Origin of the sequence: Roseobacter sp. HKCC-CH-9208 (genome assembly GCF_037805125.1) — a bacterium.
Lineage (GTDB): Bacteria > Pseudomonadota > Alphaproteobacteria > Rhodobacterales > Rhodobacteraceae > M30B80.
Map to the genome: position 1 here is coordinate 1442309 of NZ_JBBLYK010000001.1, position 18898 is coordinate 1461206.

The 18898-nt window shown below is 54.4% G+C and carries 15 protein-coding genes, 1 tRNA gene and 2 pseudogenes; 13 read left to right on the forward strand and 5 right to left on the reverse strand.

The features are described 5' to 3' along the window. The first annotated feature begins 12 nt into the window (after window positions 1-12). Both AAC621_RS07205 and AAC621_RS07210 read left to right on the forward strand, forming a co-directional pair. Window positions 13-1584 carry a heme biosynthesis protein HemY gene (locus AAC621_RS07205; protein WP_340253760.1) on the forward strand — a complete coding sequence of 524 codons (1572 nt, stop codon included), beginning with the start codon at window positions 13-15 and terminating at the stop codon, window positions 1582-1584. A 58-nt stretch (window positions 1585-1642) separates the two neighbouring features. After that, window positions 1643-1718 (forward strand) — tRNA-Thr (locus AAC621_RS07210). Window positions 1719-1909: 191 nt separating this feature from the next. Here the strand turns inward: AAC621_RS07210 and AAC621_RS12265 are convergent. After that, window positions 1910-2326 (reverse strand): annotated as a pseudogene (locus AAC621_RS12265) (MarR family transcriptional regulator); the annotation flags it as partial. Between the two features lie 242 nt (window positions 2327-2568). Then, a complete protein-coding gene (locus tag AAC621_RS07215) occupies window positions 2569-3969 on the reverse strand; it encodes an amidase (protein ID WP_340253763.1) in 1401 nt (466 codons plus the stop codon). 189 nt (window positions 3970-4158) lie between these two features. Between AAC621_RS07215 and AAC621_RS07220 the strand changes: the two genes are divergently transcribed. Together AAC621_RS07220 and AAC621_RS07225 are read left to right on the forward strand one after the other, a co-directional pair. Beyond that, window positions 4159-5499, forward strand: a complete 1341-nt coding sequence (locus tag AAC621_RS07220; RefSeq protein ID WP_340253766.1) for a glycosyltransferase — start codon at window positions 4159-4161, stop codon at window positions 5497-5499. A 9-nt stretch (window positions 5500-5508) separates the two neighbouring features. Then, on the forward strand, window positions 5509-5853 hold the full coding sequence (locus AAC621_RS07225) for a hypothetical protein (protein WP_340253769.1): 345 nt from the start codon (window positions 5509-5511) through the stop codon (window positions 5851-5853). On the opposite strand, the gene aroQ is transcribed toward AAC621_RS07225, so the two are convergent. Next, window positions 5854-6291 (reverse strand): type II 3-dehydroquinate dehydratase, encoded by a 438-nt coding sequence (gene aroQ / locus AAC621_RS07230; protein WP_340253772.1) that lies wholly within the window; start codon window positions 6289-6291, stop codon window positions 5854-5856. 150 nt (window positions 6292-6441) lie between these two features. On the opposite strand from aroQ, the pseudogene AAC621_RS07235 reads away from it, so the two are divergent. Then, window positions 6442-6780 (forward strand): annotated as a pseudogene (locus AAC621_RS07235) (flagellar motor protein MotB); the annotation flags it as partial. Between the two features lie 69 nt (window positions 6781-6849). Here the strand turns inward: AAC621_RS07235 and ubiB are convergent. Together ubiB and ubiE are read right to left on the reverse strand one after the other, a co-directional pair. Next, window positions 6850-8379 (reverse strand): 2-polyprenylphenol 6-hydroxylase, encoded by a 1530-nt coding sequence (gene ubiB / locus AAC621_RS07240; RefSeq protein ID WP_340253775.1) that lies wholly within the window; start codon window positions 8377-8379, stop codon window positions 6850-6852. Window positions 8380-8382: 3 nt separating this feature from the next. After that, entirely contained in the window at window positions 8383-9147 is a 765-nt protein-coding gene (gene ubiE, locus AAC621_RS07245) for a bifunctional demethylmenaquinone methyltransferase/2-methoxy-6-polyprenyl-1,4-benzoquinol methylase UbiE (protein WP_340253778.1), read from the reverse strand. A gap of 88 nt (window positions 9148-9235) precedes the next feature. On the opposite strand from ubiE, the gene mutM reads away from it, so the two are divergent. From mutM to gyrB, 8 genes are all read left to right on the forward strand, one after another. Continuing rightward, window positions 9236-10102: a bifunctional DNA-formamidopyrimidine glycosylase/DNA-(apurinic or apyrimidinic site) lyase gene (mutM, locus tag AAC621_RS07250; protein WP_340243788.1), complete on the forward strand. Its 867-nt coding sequence runs from the start codon at window positions 9236-9238 to the stop codon at window positions 10100-10102. A 64-nt stretch (window positions 10103-10166) separates the two neighbouring features. Then, window positions 10167-10943: an enoyl-CoA hydratase gene (locus AAC621_RS07255; RefSeq protein ID WP_317657209.1), complete on the forward strand. Its 777-nt coding sequence runs from the start codon at window positions 10167-10169 to the stop codon at window positions 10941-10943. Window positions 10944-11103: 160 nt separating this feature from the next. Beyond that, window positions 11104-11373 (forward strand): 30S ribosomal protein S20, encoded by a 270-nt coding sequence (rpsT, locus tag AAC621_RS07260; RefSeq protein WP_340253781.1) that lies wholly within the window; start codon window positions 11104-11106, stop codon window positions 11371-11373. Window positions 11374-11992: 619 nt separating this feature from the next. Next, complete coding sequence (gene dnaA, locus AAC621_RS07265) at window positions 11993-13369, forward strand: chromosomal replication initiator protein DnaA (protein WP_340253784.1); 1377 nt, start codon at window positions 11993-11995, stop codon at window positions 13367-13369. A gap of 138 nt (window positions 13370-13507) precedes the next feature. Then, complete coding sequence (gene dnaN, locus AAC621_RS07270) at window positions 13508-14626, forward strand: DNA polymerase III subunit beta (RefSeq protein ID WP_317657211.1); 1119 nt, start codon at window positions 13508-13510, stop codon at window positions 14624-14626. A 39-nt stretch (window positions 14627-14665) separates the two neighbouring features. Further along, window positions 14666-15742, forward strand: a complete 1077-nt coding sequence (gene recF, locus AAC621_RS07275) for a DNA replication/repair protein RecF (RefSeq protein ID WP_340253787.1) — start codon at window positions 14666-14668, stop codon at window positions 15740-15742. A gap of 8 nt (window positions 15743-15750) precedes the next feature. Next, entirely contained in the window at window positions 15751-16377 is a 627-nt protein-coding gene (locus tag AAC621_RS07280; protein ID WP_340253790.1) for a LysE family translocator, read from the forward strand. A 73-nt stretch (window positions 16378-16450) separates the two neighbouring features. Then, window positions 16451-18868, forward strand: a complete 2418-nt coding sequence (gene gyrB, locus AAC621_RS07285) for a DNA topoisomerase (ATP-hydrolyzing) subunit B (RefSeq protein ID WP_340253793.1) — start codon at window positions 16451-16453, stop codon at window positions 18866-18868. The last annotated feature ends 30 nt before the right edge of the window (window positions 18869-18898 follow it).

Consider the following 18898-nt stretch of genomic DNA (forward strand, 5'->3'; position numbering starts at 1 on the left):
GGGGGCGATGTGATGTTGTGGTCCATGCTCAAGGCGCTGATTTTCGTAGCTGCCACCGCCCTTTTGGCGATTGGGGCCACCTATCTGCTCGAGATCGGTGATGTGGCGCTAATCACGGTGGCAGGGCGCGAATTTGTTCTGACACCTTTTGTGTCGGTGCTGTTGGCGCTGGCCGCTTTGGTTTTGGTGTGGATCTTGATGCGCCTCACGGGCTTGATCGTGGCGGGTATCCGTTTCCTCAATGGCGATGAAACTGCATTGACCCGTTATTTCAATCGCCGCAGCGAAAAACGTGGGTTTGAGGCATTGTCCGACTCGATCCTCGCCCTTGCAGCGGGTGAAGGGCATTTGGCCATCCGTAAAGCAGAGCGCGCGGCGAAGCTGCTGGCGCGGCCAGAGGTGACGAATTTATTGATTGCCCAAGGGGCGGAAATGGCGGGCGACAAGGCCCGCGCGACCGAAGCATTCAAAGCCTTGGTTCAAGATGAGCGCACCCGCTTTGTCGGTGTTCGGGGCTTGTTGCAGCAGAAACTGGCCGCAGGAGACACCGACACCGCTTTGAAACTCGCCGAAAAGGCCCTCGCCCTGCGACCCAAAAATGCGGATATGCAGGACACCTTGCTGCGTCTTCAGGCGCAATATGAAGATTGGGCAGGGGCACGGGCCACATTGAATGCAAAACTGCGGTCAGGCACTTTGCCGCGCGATGTGCATAAGCGCCGTGACGCTGTCTTGGCCCTTGCCGATGCGCGTGAGGCTTTGGCAGATGGCCAAATTGCCCGCGCGACAGAGCTGGCAAAATCCGCCAATCGGCAATCTCCAAGCCTTGTGCCCGCCGCAGTGATGGCGGCGCGCATGTCGATTGCCGAGGGTAAGGCAAAGCAGGCCGCATCGGTGATCCAAAAAGCATGGGGTCTTGCGCCGCACCCTGATCTAGCCGCGGCTTTTGCCGAAATCGTTCCCGAAGAAACGCCAGAGGCGCGGATCAAACGCTTCCGTCCTTTGTTAAAGCAGCATCAAGGCCACCGTGAGGCGCGCCTTTTGGAGGCGGAATTGCAAATCGCCGCCAAGGAATTTGATGAGGCCCGCAAGGCCCTTGGCAGTTTGGCACAGGATGAGCCAGATGCGCGCAGCCTGACTGTTATGGCTGCCATTGAGCGCGGCGAAGGCGGTGAAGATCGTCTGGTGCGGGCTTGGCTTGCAAAAGCAGTTACAGCATCGCGTGGGCCGCAATGGTTGTGCGAGGCCTGTGGCCATGTTCATGCCGAATGGCGCCCAACCTGCACCCATTGTGATGGGTTCGATACATTGCATTGGGCGGTGCCACCGCAAAGTGAAGCCGCGCTCCAAGGGCCTGAACAAATGCTGCCTTTGATCGTGGGTGCCTTGGATGGCCCAAGCCCTGCTGCGGTAGAAACGCCTGAAACAGTTGCAACCCCGCAGCAGACAGCCCCATTTGAGCCTATGGTCGAGCCCGTATCGGACGAGGATACGTTAACTTTGGGTCCTGAATTCCGAATTGATGATGAGGAGGACGCCAGTAAGGGAGCAGACGCGGTGCAGGCCGCCCGTGGCGTAAATTAAACACGGATTACATTATGTCTACACAAGCGCGCACAACCTTGCTATGAGCGCGCCCGTGGCCGCTGTAGCTCAGCTGGTAGAGCACGTCATTCGTAATGATGGGGTCGGGGGTTCGAGTCCCTTCAGCGGCACCACTCCAAGAAAAAAAATCATTATTTAACATATCTTTATGTAAGATCCGTAGACTTACATCTACCCTTTTATCCACCTTTTTGTTGTGCGTCCCAGGCGCGCGTGGCTGCGTGTTTGCTTTTGCTCGCGCACAAGCCGAACATGTTTTAATGGTTGCGCTATTTTGACTTGCCATCAACGCGTCACGCTGATCTTTCTCCACCAATCCTCGTTCGATTAGCTTGGCGACCGCCCGAGAGACCGATCCTTTATCTGTGTCCAGGGCGTCAACGATTGCCTTTTGCATGCATCTTGGATGCTGCTTTATGAAGGCGTAGCATTTCTCTTGAAACGACCCGAGCGTTGCAACATCTGGAGTGCCTTGGAAACTGAAGCCAGGGCTGTCCCAGCGGTATGCAAACTCACCGCCTTCAACTTCCTTGCCTACAACATGGGCGATTATGTCTTTGGACCCAGGCCGCTGTTCTAAAACAATAGCGGTTTCAATCGTGGCACCAATCCCTTGGGAGCCCATTATGCGCTCGATCGGTGTTGACGGATTGCCGCTATCTTTGCGTGTGTGGTGAACAACCATGAGGGCGAGGTCCAAATCGTGTGCTAGCCGCCGCATAGGGGCAAATTCAGCCTCTGTCTCCTCATAGTTTTTTTCTGACAAGCTGGCGTGGCGGATAGTGTCAAGCCCCCTATGTTTGATCCAAACTTTGAATTTATAACTTCGGTTTACGGCGGCCTGAAAGTGATATGGCCCACATATTCGCCACCCCCAATCCAAAGCCCCAGTTGGACGGGTTGGAAGGCGGCGTTAGATATTGCCTTCATCGCTTGCCGCGGATCTTGATCGAGTGGCGGCGGTTACAGGGTGGGGCGTTTGTCCTTCCACGGATTGACGCTGTGATAGGCATTGGCAAGCGCCAGAAGCTGCGCGTCTGATCCTTTTGGCCCGATGATTTGAATGCCCGCGGGAAGGCCTGTTTCACCAAAACCAGCTGGCAGGGTTAGGGCGGGTAAGCCGCCAAGGCTTGCGGGTGTGACGACCGCCATCCAGTGGTGATAGGTATCCATTGCGCGCCCATTGATCGCCTCGGGATAGCGTAGCTCTGCCGCAAAGGGCCATGTCTGCGTTGCGGGGAGGGCTAGGAAATCAACGGTTTCAAAGCTGCGCGCAGCGGCCCGTAGCCAGTCAGATCGATCCGCACTTGCGGCGAGAATATCGGCAGGGGTTAGAGATTGACCTCCCTCAATCTCCCAAATCGCTTCGGGTTTTAGCAGGTCGCGTTGAAGAGGATTGGACGCATAGCCCCCCAATTTTCCCAAGATTGCAAAATGCCGAAGCCTGCACCATGAGGCCCAAATCTTCTCGAATGGGAAAGGTGGTTTGTCTGGCGCAACTGTGGCACCTGCTTCGGACAGAACTGCCAAAGATGCCTCGAGATGGGTGATCAGGCTAGGCTCCAAAGCTAAGGATCCACCCCAATCGCCAAGCCATGCAATTTTGGCGCCAGAGAAATGCGGCAGGTTTTGAAAGTCACATTTGGGCCAATGATACGGGACGCGCGGATCAGGCCCTGCAAGGACATTCAACAAAAGCGCCAAATCTTGTGGGTTGCGTGCCATTGGTCCATCGGTAGACAAGGGATGCATGAACATTTCGCCTTGGGGTTCGCCGGGCACCAGACCATGCGTGGGTCTTAGGCTATATAGATTATTCCATGCGGCCGGATTGCGCAGGCTGCCCATCATGTCTGATCCATCGGCAAGACCGACCAAACCCGCCGCCAAAGCCGCACCTGCGCCGCCCGATGACCCGCCTGCCGATTTTTCTAAATCATACGGGTTTTTGGTTATGCCGTAGATGGGATTAAAGCTGTGCGATCCTAAACCGAACTCAGGCACATTCGTCTTGCCGATTAAAATCGCACCAGCGGCCCTGAGGCGCGCTGCAACAAGGTCGTCTTTGCTTGGTACGAAATCTTTGAAAATCGGTGATCCCCAGCTGCTTGTGATCCCTTTGGTGGCAACCAAATCTTTCACAGCAAAGGGCAGGCCATGCAGTGGCCCTTTTTGAGGGGCCGCGTCCATGGCGCGGGCCTCGTCCATCAAGGCAGCTTCATCACGGAGCGCTACGATGGCATTGATCTTGGGATTGATCGCCGCGATGCGCGCCAAGCTTTCTTCCATCAGCGCGCTTGGAGAAAGACTGCCTTTGGCGATTTCATCCATCAATTCATGGGCGGGGCGATAAGCTGTCGTCATGATCCATCTCGCAAAATGTGGTTGCCCCATAAAGACCGAAGCTTGCGCTGTTGTGAAGATATAGCAAATCTCAGAAATTTTTGGCTTTTTGCACAATTTGACGCGCACCTGTCACAAAGACGCGCCATCTGGGACGAAGTTTGATGGCGGATCAGCGGGGCGACTATGGGCGGCACCTCAACAGCGCCAATGCCAAAACGTGTTTTGATCATTTCGGACGCATGGGGCGGCCAGATCAATGGCGTGGTGCGCACTTACCAAAATATCATCGCTGCGCTTGAAGCGCGCAATGTGGATGTTCGGGTCATTGGCCCAGAAGATTTTCGGCGGATCGCGCTGCCGTTTTACAAAGAGATAGAACTGGCAATCTTACCTGCGCGCCTTTTGCGCCGATTGATTGAAGACTATGCGCCAGATGCAATCCATATCGCGGTTGAAGGCCCACTGGGTTGGGCGGCTTGGCGCTATTGCACGGCGCGCGGCGTTCCATTCACCACGGCCTTCCACACCGATTTTGCCCGATATATTGCGCTGTGCGTTCCCAAATTTTTGAGCAGTTTCGCTGAGCGGAGTATCATGGCCGTTCTAAGTAAATTTCACAATGCCTCGACCTGCGTATTTGTTGCGACTGCGCGGATTGAGCAGCAGTTGCGAGATAGCGGGTTTACCGCGCCGATGGTGCGGTTGTTGCGTGGTGTAGATTATGATCTGTTCTATCCCGCCCCCCATCCAAAGCGCGCCGAGCCTCTGAGGCTTCTCTATGTGGGGCGCGTATCGAAAGAGAAGAATATCGAAGCTTTCCTCGATCTTCCCATTGCAGCGGAAAAAATCGTTGTGGGGGATGGCCCGCTTTTGCCACATCTCCGCAAAGACTATGGCAGCGTGCGGTTTACAGGCAGCTTAACAGGGCGCGCTTTGGCAGATGCCTATCGGGATGCGGATGTTTTCGTATTTCCTTCGCGCACTGACACGTTTGGAATTGTTTTGATTGAGGCGTTGGCCTCAGGCCTGCCAATTGCGGCCTTTGACGAACCAGGCCATCCGACATTGTGGGTCACGATCCGACCCTTGGGGCGATCAGTGACACTGATCTTGAGGATGCTGTGCGCCGCGCTATTGCTGCCAAAGGTAGCCCGCAAGAACGGCATGAAAAAACCAAGGCACGCTATTCATGGCCAGAAGTGGCCGATGTGTTCCACAAGAACCTTGTCTGCGAGAGCCATGGTTGATCCGCGCCGTCAGCCAATCAAGATCAGAAGTTTGTTTCTCTCTGATATGCATATGGGCCACAAAGCGGCTGATCTTGCGGCCGTTCGGCGGCTCTTGGCGCGCTATGAATTCCGCAACCTGTTTTTGGTTGGCGATGTGATTGATGGCTGGAAATTAGAAAAGCGTTGGTTCTGGAATGACGATTGTCAGAACGTGTTGAGCGAGATATTACGCCTGCGCCGCGATGAACGTGTGCGGGTGACGGTCATCACGGGCAATCATGACGAAAAGTTGCGCGAGATTTTACCCACGGTTCTCTGACCATTGATTTTGCGCAAATCCATTGAAGGGGGGATGCCGCTTTTGGGTCAGTCCTTCAAACGGCTCGCGCTTGAGCGCGCTGCGCGTGACGGGTTGGACGGCATCATTTGCGGCCACAGTCATATGCCTGAATTGAGCCAAGCCGGCGGGGGTGTGTTCGCCAATTGTGGCTCATGGGTGCGCCGTGACGGGCCGCATCACGCGATTGCCGAACATGAGAATGGCCAGCTTGAGTTGATTGAAACAGCGCCAACAGGGGACAAGCAGTCAGATTTGTCCCGCCGCAATGATATGCTTGGCGCGACTTTGGAAACCTATATCCGAAAACTAGGGCATGACCGCCGCGTGGTGTAGTTACGCGCCATTTAAGGTCACGATACGCCGCGTGGCGGCCTCATATCCGTCAAGCCCAAGCCCTGCGATCACGCCTTCGGCACGTCCAGAGACATAGGAATGATGGCGAAACGCTTCGCGTTTATGAACATTCGATATATGCACCTCAATCACTGGCCCCTCATAGGCACAAAGCGCATCATAAATTGCGATTGAGGTATGGGTATAGGCGCCTGGATTGATGACAATACCACAGGCGGCTTCGCGCGCCTCATGGATCCAGTCAATGAGTTGGCCTTCGTGATTTGATTGGCGCAAAGAGAGATCAAACCCTTCGGGAATCAGCGCCTTACACCGCCGTTCAACATCTTCAAGGGTTTCATGCCCGTAAATATGCGGCTCTCGCTTGCCCAAGAGATTAAGGTTTGGGCCATTGAGAATGTAAATCATCCGCGCCATCGTTATGCCATCCTATATGAGCAGATTGTTCTTTCGCGCAGTTAACCACGGCTTTGGGGGAAGTGCAAAAGCCGTTTACCCGATCCTAAAGTTTCTCGCATTACGCTATGGGCTCGTGAGGCTTTGTCTTTGGGAATGTGGATGCCGCCTATGGTTGATGATCTGAAAAATCGCCCCATTATCATTAAACGGAAAAAGGTTGTTGGCGGGGATGGTCATCACGGCGGCGCGTGGAAAGTGGCCTATGCGGATTTTGTGACCGCGATGATGGCGTTCTTTATGTTGATGTGGCTTTTGAACGCCACAACCGAGCAGCAGCGCAAGGGTATCGCAGATTATTTTAGCCCCAATGTTCCAATTGCCCGAATTTCTGGTGGTGGCGAGGGCGCATTTGGCGGTGAAAGCCCCTTTTCCGAGCTCTCCGTGGCGCAAAATGGCACAGGCGCGACCAATCGCCGACCCACAGAGGGGCGGCAGAGTTTGGGGGCAAGGACAATGGCAGGTGGGGTTGAAATCGCCGCCGATCAGGTTGAGGCGCTGCGCATGCCATAAAGACGCTTATAGAAATTCAGCGATTGCCAAAATTCCCCCCGCCAAACCAAAGCCGAGCGCGCCATAGGCCACACGCTCCTTCCACCTCGAGACAGGCTTTGTGGGTTTGGTGTTGACCTGCGCAAGCAGCGCCGCCTCAGCTAAATCTGGCAAGCGTGGCCCGAACCGCGCGAGCACCTTTGCCGTTTTCAGAAGGTCGGCGATTACGGCTTTAGGTCCAATGTTGCGGGCGATGTAATCTTCCACCACGGGCTTTGCCACATCCCAAATATTGATATGTGGATCAAGGGAGCGCGCAACCCCCTCAACAACAACCATTGTGCGTTGCAGCAAGATCAGTTCAGTGCGCGTTTCCATGCCAAATTTTTCAGTCACATCAAAGAGATATGACAGAAGTCGTGCCATGGAAATGCGGCTTGCATCCATGCCGAAAATTGGCTCGCCAACTGATCTGAGGGCTTGTGCGAATTGATCAACATCGCGATCGGCGGGCACATATCCCGCTTCAAAATGCACCTCTGCCACGCGGCGGTAATCTTTGCGAATAAAGCCCATCAAAATTTCGGCGTAGACGCGGCGCGTGTATTCATCGAGCCGCCCCATGATTCCGAAATCCAAGGCCACAATGTCACCCACAGGTGAAACTTTGAGATTGCCTTGGTGCATATCGGCATGGAAATAGCCATCCCGCAGAGCGTGGCGTAGGAACATCTGCAGCACGCGCGCAGCTAAGGCGCGGCGGTCAAAGCCTGCCGCGTCAATCGCTGCGACATCGCCAAGCGGCACACCTTTGGCCCAACTCATCGTCATCACCTGCCGTGATGACAGGCCCCATTGAATTTGAGGCACATCAAAGCCTTCGTCATTTGCCGTGTTGGCCGCAAATTCCCCTGCTGCGGCAGCTTCGATCCTCAGATCAAGTTCCTGCAGAACCACACCTTCGAAATGCTCGACCACTTCACGTGGACGCAACCGCCGCGTGGCAGGCGCAAGGGTTTCGACCAGCCACGCGATCAGGTAAAAGGCATTGATATCTTTGCGAAAGGCGCGCCCGATTTGGGGGCGTAACACCTTAACTGCAACCTCTTGTCCTGTCTCAGCCAACGTCGCTTGATGCACTTGCGCGATAGAGGCGGCTGCGACTGGCTCGGAAAAGGAGCTGAATAATTGGTCGACAGGAATTTCCAATTCATCGGAAATGACCTTTTTGGCGCGCTCTGTCGAGAAGGGTGGCAGCTTATCTTGCAGAACGCGCAATTGTTGCGCCAATTCTGAACCCACCACATCAGGGCGGGTCGATAGAATTTGTCCAAATTTGATATAGGCAGGGCCAAGGGCCGTCAGCGCGCGTGTTACAGGTGGTAGGGCGGGGTCACCGCGATGCCCCAGCCATGCAAACGGCAGGCCCAAAACCCGTGCTGTAATGCGCAAGGATCGCGGTGCCTTCAGCGCCTCAAGCGCCACACGCATCGCACCTGTGCGCTCGAATGTGGCGCCTGTGCGGATAACACGCCAAATATTATGTGGCCCGCGCATCGGTTAAATTTTCCAACCAGAATGCAGCGCGGCGATGCCAAAGCTGAGATTACGATAGGATACTTGCTCAAACCCAGCGGTGCGGATCATCCCTGCAAAGGTCTCTTGATCGGGAAATTTACGGATCGACTCGACCAAATATTGATAGCTGTCGCGATCATTGGCAATTATCTGACCCATGCGCGGGATCACATTGAATGAATAGAGATCATAAAGCTTTTGCAGGCCCGTATTCGGCAATTGGCTGAATTCCAAAACCATCAGGCGTCCACCAGGTTTGAGGACACGAAACGCCTCATTCAGCGCATCCTGCACTCGGGTTACGTTACGGATGCCGAAGCTGATGGTGTAGACGTCAAAACGATTGTTTTCAAAGGGCAGCGCCATGGCATCGCCCACAATCCAATTCAGGCTGTCGGCCATATGCGCGGCTTCAGCGCGCTTTTGCCCCTCGATCAGCATGGATTGCGTCATATCAAGCACTGTTGCCTTCGCAGAAGGCGCGCGTTTGAGAAAGCGGAAAGCGATATCGCCCGTCCCTCCCGCAACATCGAGCAAGTCCTGACCCGCGCGCGGGGCAAGCCAATCCATCATCGCATCTTTCCAAACGCGGTGAATACCTGCGGACATGACATCATTCATCACATCATAGCGGCTTGCCACATTGGAAAACACGCCATGCACCATGCCTGCCTTTTCATCCTCGCCCACGGTTTGGAAACCGAAATGGGTGGTGCGGCTGTCTTGGCTTTCATCTTTCGATGTCATCGGGCCTTGCCCTCCTTCTCAACTCCCCCCTCTTATAGGCAGCAAGGGCCGCCTGACAATGCGACGCTTGGAACAAGGAGTGAAGAATTTGCCAGAACTTCCCGAAGTGGAAACAGTGCGCCGTGGTCTTATCCCCGTCATGGAGGGGCAGGTGATCACAGAATTGCGCCTCAATCGTGAGGGTTTGCGTTGGCCATTCCCTGCCAATATGGCGCGGGATGTTTCTGGAGCGCGTATCCTGCGTTTGCGGCGGCGGTCGAAATACATCTTGATGGATTTAGATCGCGGCACGACTGTCTTGATCCATTTGGGCATGTCGGGGCGAATGTTGATTTCGCTGCCTGAAGGCGCTCGCGAGACACTTGCGCAGTTCGTGCATGGCCATCCTGCCCCTCAAAAACATGATCACGTTGTTTTCGAAATGGCACAAGGCGCGCGTGTCACCTTTAACGATCCACGCCGATTTGGTGCGATGGATTTGTTTGCGACTGCGGGTGAGGCGGATCACTGGCTGATCCGCGAGATTGGCCCAGAACCTTTGGGCAACCAGTTTGATGAACGCTATTTGGTCGATGCGCTGTCTGGGCGCAAAACACCGATCAAGGCGGCATTGCTCGACCAGCGGATCGTGGCGGGCTTGGGAAATATCTATGTTTGCGAATCCCTGTTTCGCGCGGGGATATCCCCAACCCGTCAAGCAGGTCGAATTGCACCTGCGCGTGTTGCGTCCCTTGTCCCAATCATTCGCGAGGTTTTATCCGAGGCACTTGAAGCGGGCGGGTCATCCTTGCGTGACTATCGCCAAGCAGATGGGGAATTAGGATATTTCCAGCATGGATTCCAAGCCTATGACCGCGAAGGCCAGCCTTGCCTCAAGTCGGGATGCGCGGGCGTGATCCGCCGTATTGTGCAATCGGGGCGGTCAAGTTTCTACTGCCCTGCCTGCCAAAGGTAGTTTCAACTTTTGGCTTATCCTGTTAACCCTGTCGCACATGCGAACCTGCGAGGATTGACTGGCGATGGCCTATGAAACCCTGATTGTGGACATTGAAAACCATGTCTGCCTAATCAAGCTGAACAGACCCGATGCGTTGAACGCGCTGAACATTCAGTTGCTCGGCGAATTGTCCAAGGTCATTAAATCCGCCAATTCTAATGATAAGGTTCGCGTAATCGTTATTACTGGCTCGGATAAGGCCTTTGCCGCTGGGGCAGATGTCAAAGAAATGTCCGAGAAAAGCTTTGTCGATGTATTCGCAGGCGATTTATTCACAACTGAGACCGAAGAATTACTGCGCTGTCGTAAGCCCATTATTGCCGCCGTTGCGGGTTATGCCTTGGGCGGGGGATGCGAGTTGGCGATGATGTGCGACTTCATCATTGCAGCGGATACTGCAAAATTCGGACAGCCTGAGATCAATTTGGGCATTGTCGCGGGGATCGGCGGCACGCAGCGCCTCACCCGTTTTGTGGGTAAGTCGAAAGCGATGGATATGCATCTGACAGGCCGCTTTATGACTGCTGAAGAAGCAGAGCGGGCAGGTCTTGTCAGCCGTGTTGTCCCTGCCAAAAAATTGATGGAAGAGGTCATGGGTGCGGCGGCCAAGATTGCTGAGAAATCCATGGTCACTGTGATGGCTGTCAAAGAATCGGTCAATCGCAGCTATGAAACCACGCTTCGTGAAGGCGTTTTGTTTGAACGCCGCCTGTTTCATGCGCTATTCGCCACTGAAGATCAAAAGGAAGGCATGGCAGCCTTTCTTGAAAAGCGCGAAGCCCAGTTTCGCGACAAGTGATTCAGGGCTTCACATTCTGTCAGAATTCCCGTACTGCGCGTCTCAGACATGCGTGTGAGGCCCGCTTTGGCCAGAGGACCCGGTTATAAACCCGTGGTTGGTGCTGGACAGGCGCGCGTTGCATTTTAATTGATACGAGCCTGAGAGAAGGGATCAACCAATGGCAAATACGCCTCAGTCCAAAAAACGCGCCCGCCAGAATGAGCGTCGCTATGAAGTAAATAAAGCGCGCCGTTCGCGTATCCGCACCTACCTGCGCAAAGTTGAAGAAGCGATTGCAACAGGCGATGCGTCTGTTGCTGCAGCCGCGTTGCGCGATGTACAGCCTGAGCTGATGCGCGGTGTGACAAAAGGTGTCCTGCATAAAAACACGGTTGCGCGGAAAATGTCGCGCCTATCGGCCCGTGTGAAGGCGCTTTCGGCCAAGTAATATTAGGCTTTGACCTAATTATTATGACAAATTCGCCCGCTTCTGCGGGCGTTTTTTTTTGGGAAAATCTTTGCTGATCAAGGCCGTTCTGTGGATGCATCAGATTCGGGTTTGAAAAAGAATTGTGTCAAGCGTGAAGTTCTATTGCGAGGGGGGCGCGACTCCCGCTAGCTTCGCAAGGTGATTCAGATTGTCTGGGGGGACAGCTGACAGGTGTAAAAACCAACGCGCGCAAATTTTTGTGCGCGGCACAGGGTGGATTAGTCTGCCCATAGGTTGAGTGATGCCTTTGCGTTTCTACGCATGGTTATCGCTGTGACCTATGGCTTAGATGCCAAGTGTATGCACCGAAGGTGTTTGTGTTCCCTCGAGAGAGTGACCGTATTTTAAGAACGGCAAAAAAGGATCTCGCAAACTGCGAGTGGGCACCTTTTTTGTAAAGATTGTTCAAGACGGTTCGCTCTCGCGGTTTGGACGTTGCAAGCGGGCATAATTATGCTGTTGGACTTGCAATGGGTCAGGCAGATTTTCTGAAAACGTTAAGCGGGGATGATCCGCGTGGGAACTGCCAGAACGGTGGTTCTCATGCGGCAAAATTAAAAATAAGCGTAGGTGCATGATGACGAACGACAAGTGGGCGGATGTGTGTAATGAACTGCAATCGGCGATTGGAAAAAATAACTTCAAATCTTGGATTGAGCCGATTGAGTTTGACAGCATCGATGCCCGCATCGCGCGTTTCCGTGTCCCCACGAATTTCTTTGGAACTTGGGTTTCGCAAAAATTTGGGGATGTAATTTTGCGCCACCTGCATGGCGCAGGGCTTGCAGTAGACCGCTTGGAATTCTTGGTGCAGAGCACGTCCCAAACACCTAGTGCACTGCAAACGCCTGCAGTTGGGGCGCTAGTGCAGTCTGCGCCTGACCTCTCGGCCGCGATCAGCGCCGATGCGGACATTCCTTTGTCTAATTTGAACCCTGCTTACACGTTCGAGAATTTTATCGTGGGCAAACCGAATGAGTTGGCCCATGCTGCCGCGCGCCGTGTTGCCGAAGGTGGCCCCGTGGCGTTTAACCCGCTGTTTCTTTACGGCGGTGTTGGCCTTGGCAAGACCCACTTGATGCACGCGATTGCTTGGGAGTTGACCAAAAACAAGCCCAATCAGCGCATTCATTACTTATCTGCTGAACAGTTCATGTATCGCTTTGTTCGTGCGTTGCGGGAAAAAGATACGATCGGCTTTAAGCAGATGTTCCGTTCGGTTGATGTTTTAATGGTTGATGATGTGCAATTCATCGCAGGCAAGAATTCTACACAAGAAGAGTTCTTTCACACGTTCAACGCTTTGGTGGAACTTGGTAAACAGATTATCATTTCGGGGGATCGTGCGCCCGTTGATATGGAGGATCTTGACAGTCGGATCGCCTCGCGTTTGCAATGCGGCTTGGTGGTGGATTTACATCCAACCGACTATGAATTGCGCCTTGGTATCCTGCAATCCAAACTCGAGACACAGCGCCAACGCTATCGTGATTTGAAAATCGCAGACGGGGTTTTGGAATTCATTGCGCATCGTGTCTCATCGAATGTGCGGGTGCTTGAAGGAGCCTTGACGCGTCTTTGCGCCTTTGCTGACCTGGTTGGTGCTGAGATCACGCTCGATCTGACCCAAGAATGCCTTTCTGACATTTTGCGCGCGACCAGCCGCAAGGTGACGATGGATGAAATCATCAAAAAAACCTGCGACTATTACAAAGTGCGTCCAGCAGATTTGATGAGTCCCAATCGCGCGCGCAATATTGTGCGTCCTCGGCAAATGGCGATGTATTTGTGCAAGAAATACACAACGCGATCCTTGCCAGAAATTGGGCGCAAATTTGGGGGCCGTGATCATACGACCATTTTGCATGGCGTCCGCAAAATCGAAGAATTGATGAGCACGGATAGCCAATTCGTGGAAGATGCAGAATTGCTGCGCCGTCTTTTGGAGGCGTGATTTTCCGCACTAAGCCATGCCAATCGAAAGATTGTCATTGACCGCGACTGTGCCAATCGAAACATTGCTGATAAAATACTTGTGCTGCGGCGCAGAGATAGTAACCTCTGCGCCCCGCTATATGTTGGAGACGAGGCTATGAAATTTTCGATCGAGCGCGCGGCCCTGCTCAAAGCTGTCAGCCAAGCCCAATCTGTTGTCGAACGCCGTAACACGATCCCTATTTTGGCGAATGTGTTGATCGAGGCGGATGGTAGCCATGTTTCCTTTCGTGCCACCGACCTTGATATTGAGGTGGTCGACAAGGTGGATGCCCATGTCGAACAAGCGGGTGCCACCACGGTTTCGGCGGTCACACTGCATGAAATTACGCGCAAACTGCCTGACGGGGCCTTGGTGCAAATCAGTGATGATGCAGCCTCGGGTCGCTTAATCGTTCAGGCGGGCCGATCGAATTTCTCTTTGGCGACATTGCCCAAGGAAGATTTTCCTGTGATGTCTTCGTCCGAATATAGCGCAAATTTCTCGGCCAAAGCGCCGGCGCTGCGCCGCTTGTTCGATAAATCCAAATTCGCGATTTCGACTGAGGAAACACGCTATTATCTCAACGGCGTTTATTTCCATATTGCCGAAGGTGAAGAGGGACGGATGCTGCGCGCGGTTGCCACAGATGGTCACCGCTTGGCGCGCGTGGATACCGAGTTGCCCACAGGTGCCGAGGCCATGCCCGGCGTGATCGTGCCGCGCAAAACCGTGGGTGAAATCCGCAAATTGTTGGAAGATGACGATGCGGTGATTGCGGTTTCCGTATCTGAGACAAAAATTCGATTCGCTACACCTGAGATCACGCTGACCTCGAAGGTGATTGATGGAACCTTCCCTGATTATCAGCGCGTGATCCCATCGGGAAACACTCGCAAATTGGAGGTGGATGCCTCTGAATTCGCGCGTGCAGTTGATCGTGTTGCCACAGTGTCGTCCGAGCGCTCACGCGCGGTGAAACTGTCCCTTGATGAGGATCGTTTGGTTCTGTCGGTAAATGCCCCAGATGCAGGCGCCGCCGAGGAAGAGTTGGCGGTTGCCTATGCGGATGAAAAGCTCGAGATCGGCTTTAACGCTAAATACCTGCTTGAAATCGCCAGCCAAGTGGATCGCGAGAACGCTGTGTTCATGTTCAATTCATCGGGTGATCCAACCTTGATGCGCGAAGGGAACGACACCAGCGCGATCTATGTTGTAATGCCGATGCGGGTCTGAGGCGCCGCGCGCGCCAAGTGGATTGAAAGAGCGCGCGGGATGAGTGCCTATATCTCGAATTTGCATCTGTCGTATTTTCGCAGCCATCGTGGTTTGCGGATGTCTTTCGATGGGCGGCCTGTTGCGATTTATGGGCCAAATGGGGCGGGTAAGACAAATATCTTAGAAGCGATTTCGATGCTGTCCCCTGGTCGGGGGCTGCGGCGCGCCCCGTCCGAGGATTTGATCCGCCGCCCAGAGGTGATTGGGTGGCGCGTGGCGGCGACCCTGCAGATTGACGACACTGTGCATGAGCTCATCACCCGCGCCGAGCCAAGCAGCCCCCGTCAGGTCGAGATAGATGAGAAATCCGCGCCCCAATTGGCGCTTGCGCGCCTTTTGCGGATGGTTTGGCTGGTGCCATCGCAAGATCGGCTTTGGATTGAAGGGGCCGAAGGGCGCAGGCGGTTTTTGGATCGCATTACGCTGAGCTTCTTTCCAGATCATGGTGAGGCGGTTCTGGCCTATGAAAAATCCATGCGGGATCGCAATCGCTTGCTAAAGGATCAGGTGCGCGATGCGGGTTGGTATGCAGCGCTTGAACGTCAGATGATGAGTGCCGCAGAGCAAATATGTGCCAATCGCAGCGCTGCCTTGACCCGCATTGCTGCCGCGCAAGAGGAGGCGGAAACCAGGTTCCCTATCGCAGATCTGACCTTGGAGGAGGGAGAGGGTTTTACCGCGCCCACCGATTTGGTCACGTTGTGGTCTGATACACGGTCACGGGACATGGCAGCAGGGCGCACGTTGGTTGGGCCGCATCGCACTGATCTTGGCGCGATTTATCGCGTCAAGGATGCCCCAGCGCGGCAATGCTCCACGGGTGAGCAAAAGGCCCTTTTGGTCTCTCTGATTTTGGCCAATGCCCGCGCGTTAAAGCAGGACACGGGCCGCGCACCTTTGGTGCTGTTGGATGAAGTGGCGGCACATCTTGATGCAGACAGGCGAGCAGCCCTCTTTGACGAAATATGCGCGCTGAATGCACAAGCTTTCTTGACAGGCACTGGCGCAGAATTGTTCATGGAATTTGGCGCGCGTGCGCAAGAGGTGCCGCTCGGGGTGGAGGCGGCCAATTAGGTAGGACAATGACAATAACGCTCGCCCAAATGGCGCTCTATGCGGGCGCGCTTTTCGTGCTGTTTCTCACCCCTGGCCCTGTGTGGTTGGCCTTGACCGCGCGCACATTGGCGCATGGGATGCGTGGGGCGTTTCCCCTGATGCTGGGGGTGGCACTGGGGGATACCGCATGGTCAGTTCTGGCCTTGGTCGGGCTTGCATGGATTGTCGCAAGCTATGATTGGGTGATGGAGGCGCTGCGTTGGCTCGCTGTGGTTGTTTTTGTAGGTATGGGGGTCATGCTAATCCGTCATGCAGGCCACCAAATCAGCGCCGATAGCCGCCTTAATCGCAAAGGGGTCTGGGCAGGGTTCATTGCAGGCCTTGCGGTGATTTTAGCCAACCCCAAAGCGATTTTATTCTACATGGGGATGCTGCCGGGGTTCTTTGATCTCAGCACGATTAACGCGACCGATATCGCCCTGATTGGGGCCATCTCCATGTTTGTGCCATTGGTTGGAAATACGTTTTTTGCGCTTTTTGTGGATCGTGCGCGCCGCCTTGTGACGAACCCAGTGGCGCTGACACGGATTAACAAGATCGCGGGCGGCCTGCTGATCTTGGTGGCCATAGCGATTGCGGTGTTCAACCGCTAAATATTGTGGCAAAGGCGTGACATTCCCACAACAACGCGTTATAAAACCGCATAAGAAACAGGCAGAGGTCCCCATGGCCGAAAACGCGCCCGCGCCGCAGGAATACGGCGCAGATTCCATCAAAGTTCTCAAGGGCTTAGAGGCAGTTCGCAAGCGTCCCGGTATGTATATCGGTGACACTGATGATGGCTCTGGCCTGCACCATATGGTGTATGAGGTTGTCGATAACGGCATTGACGAGGCATTGGCAGGTCACGCCACGCAAGTTTCCGTCAAAATTCATGCCGATAATTCAGTTTCCGTGCGCGATAATGGCCGTGGTATCCCTGTGGATATGCATGCTGAGGAAGGCGTGTCTGCTGCCGAAGTGATTATGACCCAGCTGCACGCAGGCGGCAAATTCGACCAGAACTCCTATAAGGTTTCTGGCGGTCTGCATGGTGTGGGCGTGTCGGTTGTAAACGCCCTTTCCGATTGGCTGGAACTGCGCATTTGGCGTAATGGCAAAGAGCATTACGCCAAGTTCGAACGTGGCGAAACGGTCGAGCATTTGCGCGTTGTGGGGGACTCCGATGGTGAAAAGGGCACGGAAGTGCGGTTTCTCGCCTCGCTGACCACATTTTCGAACTTGGAATATAGTTTCAAAACCCTAGAGACGCGTCTGCGTGAATTGGCTTTTTTGAACTCGGGCGTCAAAATCGTGCTTGAGGATGAACGCCCAGCCGAACCTTTGCGCAGCGAGATGGTCTATGAGGGCGGTGTGCGCGAATTCGTGAAATATATCGACCGCTCCAAATCAGGAATGCTGGAAGATCCAATTTTTATGTCGGGCGAACGCGATGGCATCGGCGTTGAGGTCGCGATGTGGTGGAATGACAGCTATCATGAGAACGTGCTGCCCTTCACCAATAACATCCCACAACGTGATGGCGGCACGCATTTGGCAGGTTTTCGTGGTGCGCTGACCCGCACGATCAACCACTACGCAAATACATCGGGTATCGCTAAGCGCGAAAAGGTCAATTTCACAGGCGATGATGCGCGCGAGGGGCTGACCTGCGTGTTGTCTGTCAAAGTGCCTGATCCAAAATTCTCAAGCCAGACCAAGGACAAATTGGTGTCCTCAGAAGTGCGCCCTGCGGTGGAGAATTTGGTCAACGAAAAGCTTGGCGAATGGTTTGAAGAACATCCCCAAGAGGCCCGCAATATCGTGGGCAAGATTGTCGAAGCGGCTTTGGCCCGCGAAGCCGCGCGTAAAGCGCGCGAGTTGACTCGCCGCAAAACGGCAATGGATGTGGCCAGCCTGCCCGGTAAATTGGCGGATTGTCAGGAAAAAGATCCCGCCAAATCTGAATTGTTCTTGGTCGAGGGCGACAGCGCCGGCGGTTCCGCCAAACAGGGCCGGTCGCGGCATAATCAGGCGGTTCTGCCTCTGCGCGGGAAAATCCTTAACGTGGAACGCGCGCGCTTTGATCGCATGTTGTCAAGCCAAGAGATCGGCACGCTGATCACCGCGCTTGGCACAGGCATCGGGCGAGACGAGTTTGACCTATCAAAACTGCGCTACCACAAGATTGTCATCATGACGGATGCGGATGTTGATGGCGCGCATATCCGCACGCTGTTGTTGACCTTCTTCTTCCGTCAGATGCCGCAGATCATTGAGGCGGGAAATCTCTTTATTGCGCAGCCGCCGCTTTACAAGGTGGCGCGCGGTAAATCCGAGGTCTATTTGAAAGACCAAGCAGCGCTTGAGGATTACCTGATTCAAATGGGCGTTGATGGCGCAGTGCTGCGTATGCCCTCTGGCGAAGAAATTGCAGGCGCAGATTTGGCGCGCGTTGTTGAGGGCGCGCGTGCCTTCCGCCGTGTTCTTGAAGCCTTCCCAACCCATTATCCCCGTCACATCCTTGAACAGGCCGCGCTTGCGGGTGGCTTTGATCAAGACCGCTTGAACAGCGATCTTCAGGGTGTTGCGGATCAAATCGCGGCGCGCCTCGACTTGGTCGCCGTGGAATACGAGCGCGGATGGCAAGGGCGTATTACCCAAGATCATGGGATCCGCCTTAGCCGCGTTTTGCGCGGGGTGGAAGAAATCAGAAACCTTGATGGTGCAGTTCTGCGGTCTGGTGAGGCGCGCAAGCTCTCCTCCGTCAGCGCCGAAACACGCGAGATTTTTGCAAAGCCAGCGCATCTTGCCCGTAAAGAACGTAGCCAGATCATCCATGGCCCGACCGAATTGCTGGATGCCATTTTGGCGGAGGGTGAAAAGGGCCTGACCCTGCAACGCTATAAGGGTTTGGGTGAGATGAACCCAGGCCAGCTGTGGGAAACCACCCTCGATCCAGAGGCGCGCACCTTGTTGCAGGTCAAAATTGACGATCTGGCCGATGCGGATGACATTTTTACCAAACTGATGGGCGATGTCGTAGAACCCCGCCGCGAATTCATCCAAGCCAACGCACTGAGTGTTGAGAACTTAGATTTCTAAACGTTCTTTCAAAGCCCCCCACTGGCGGGG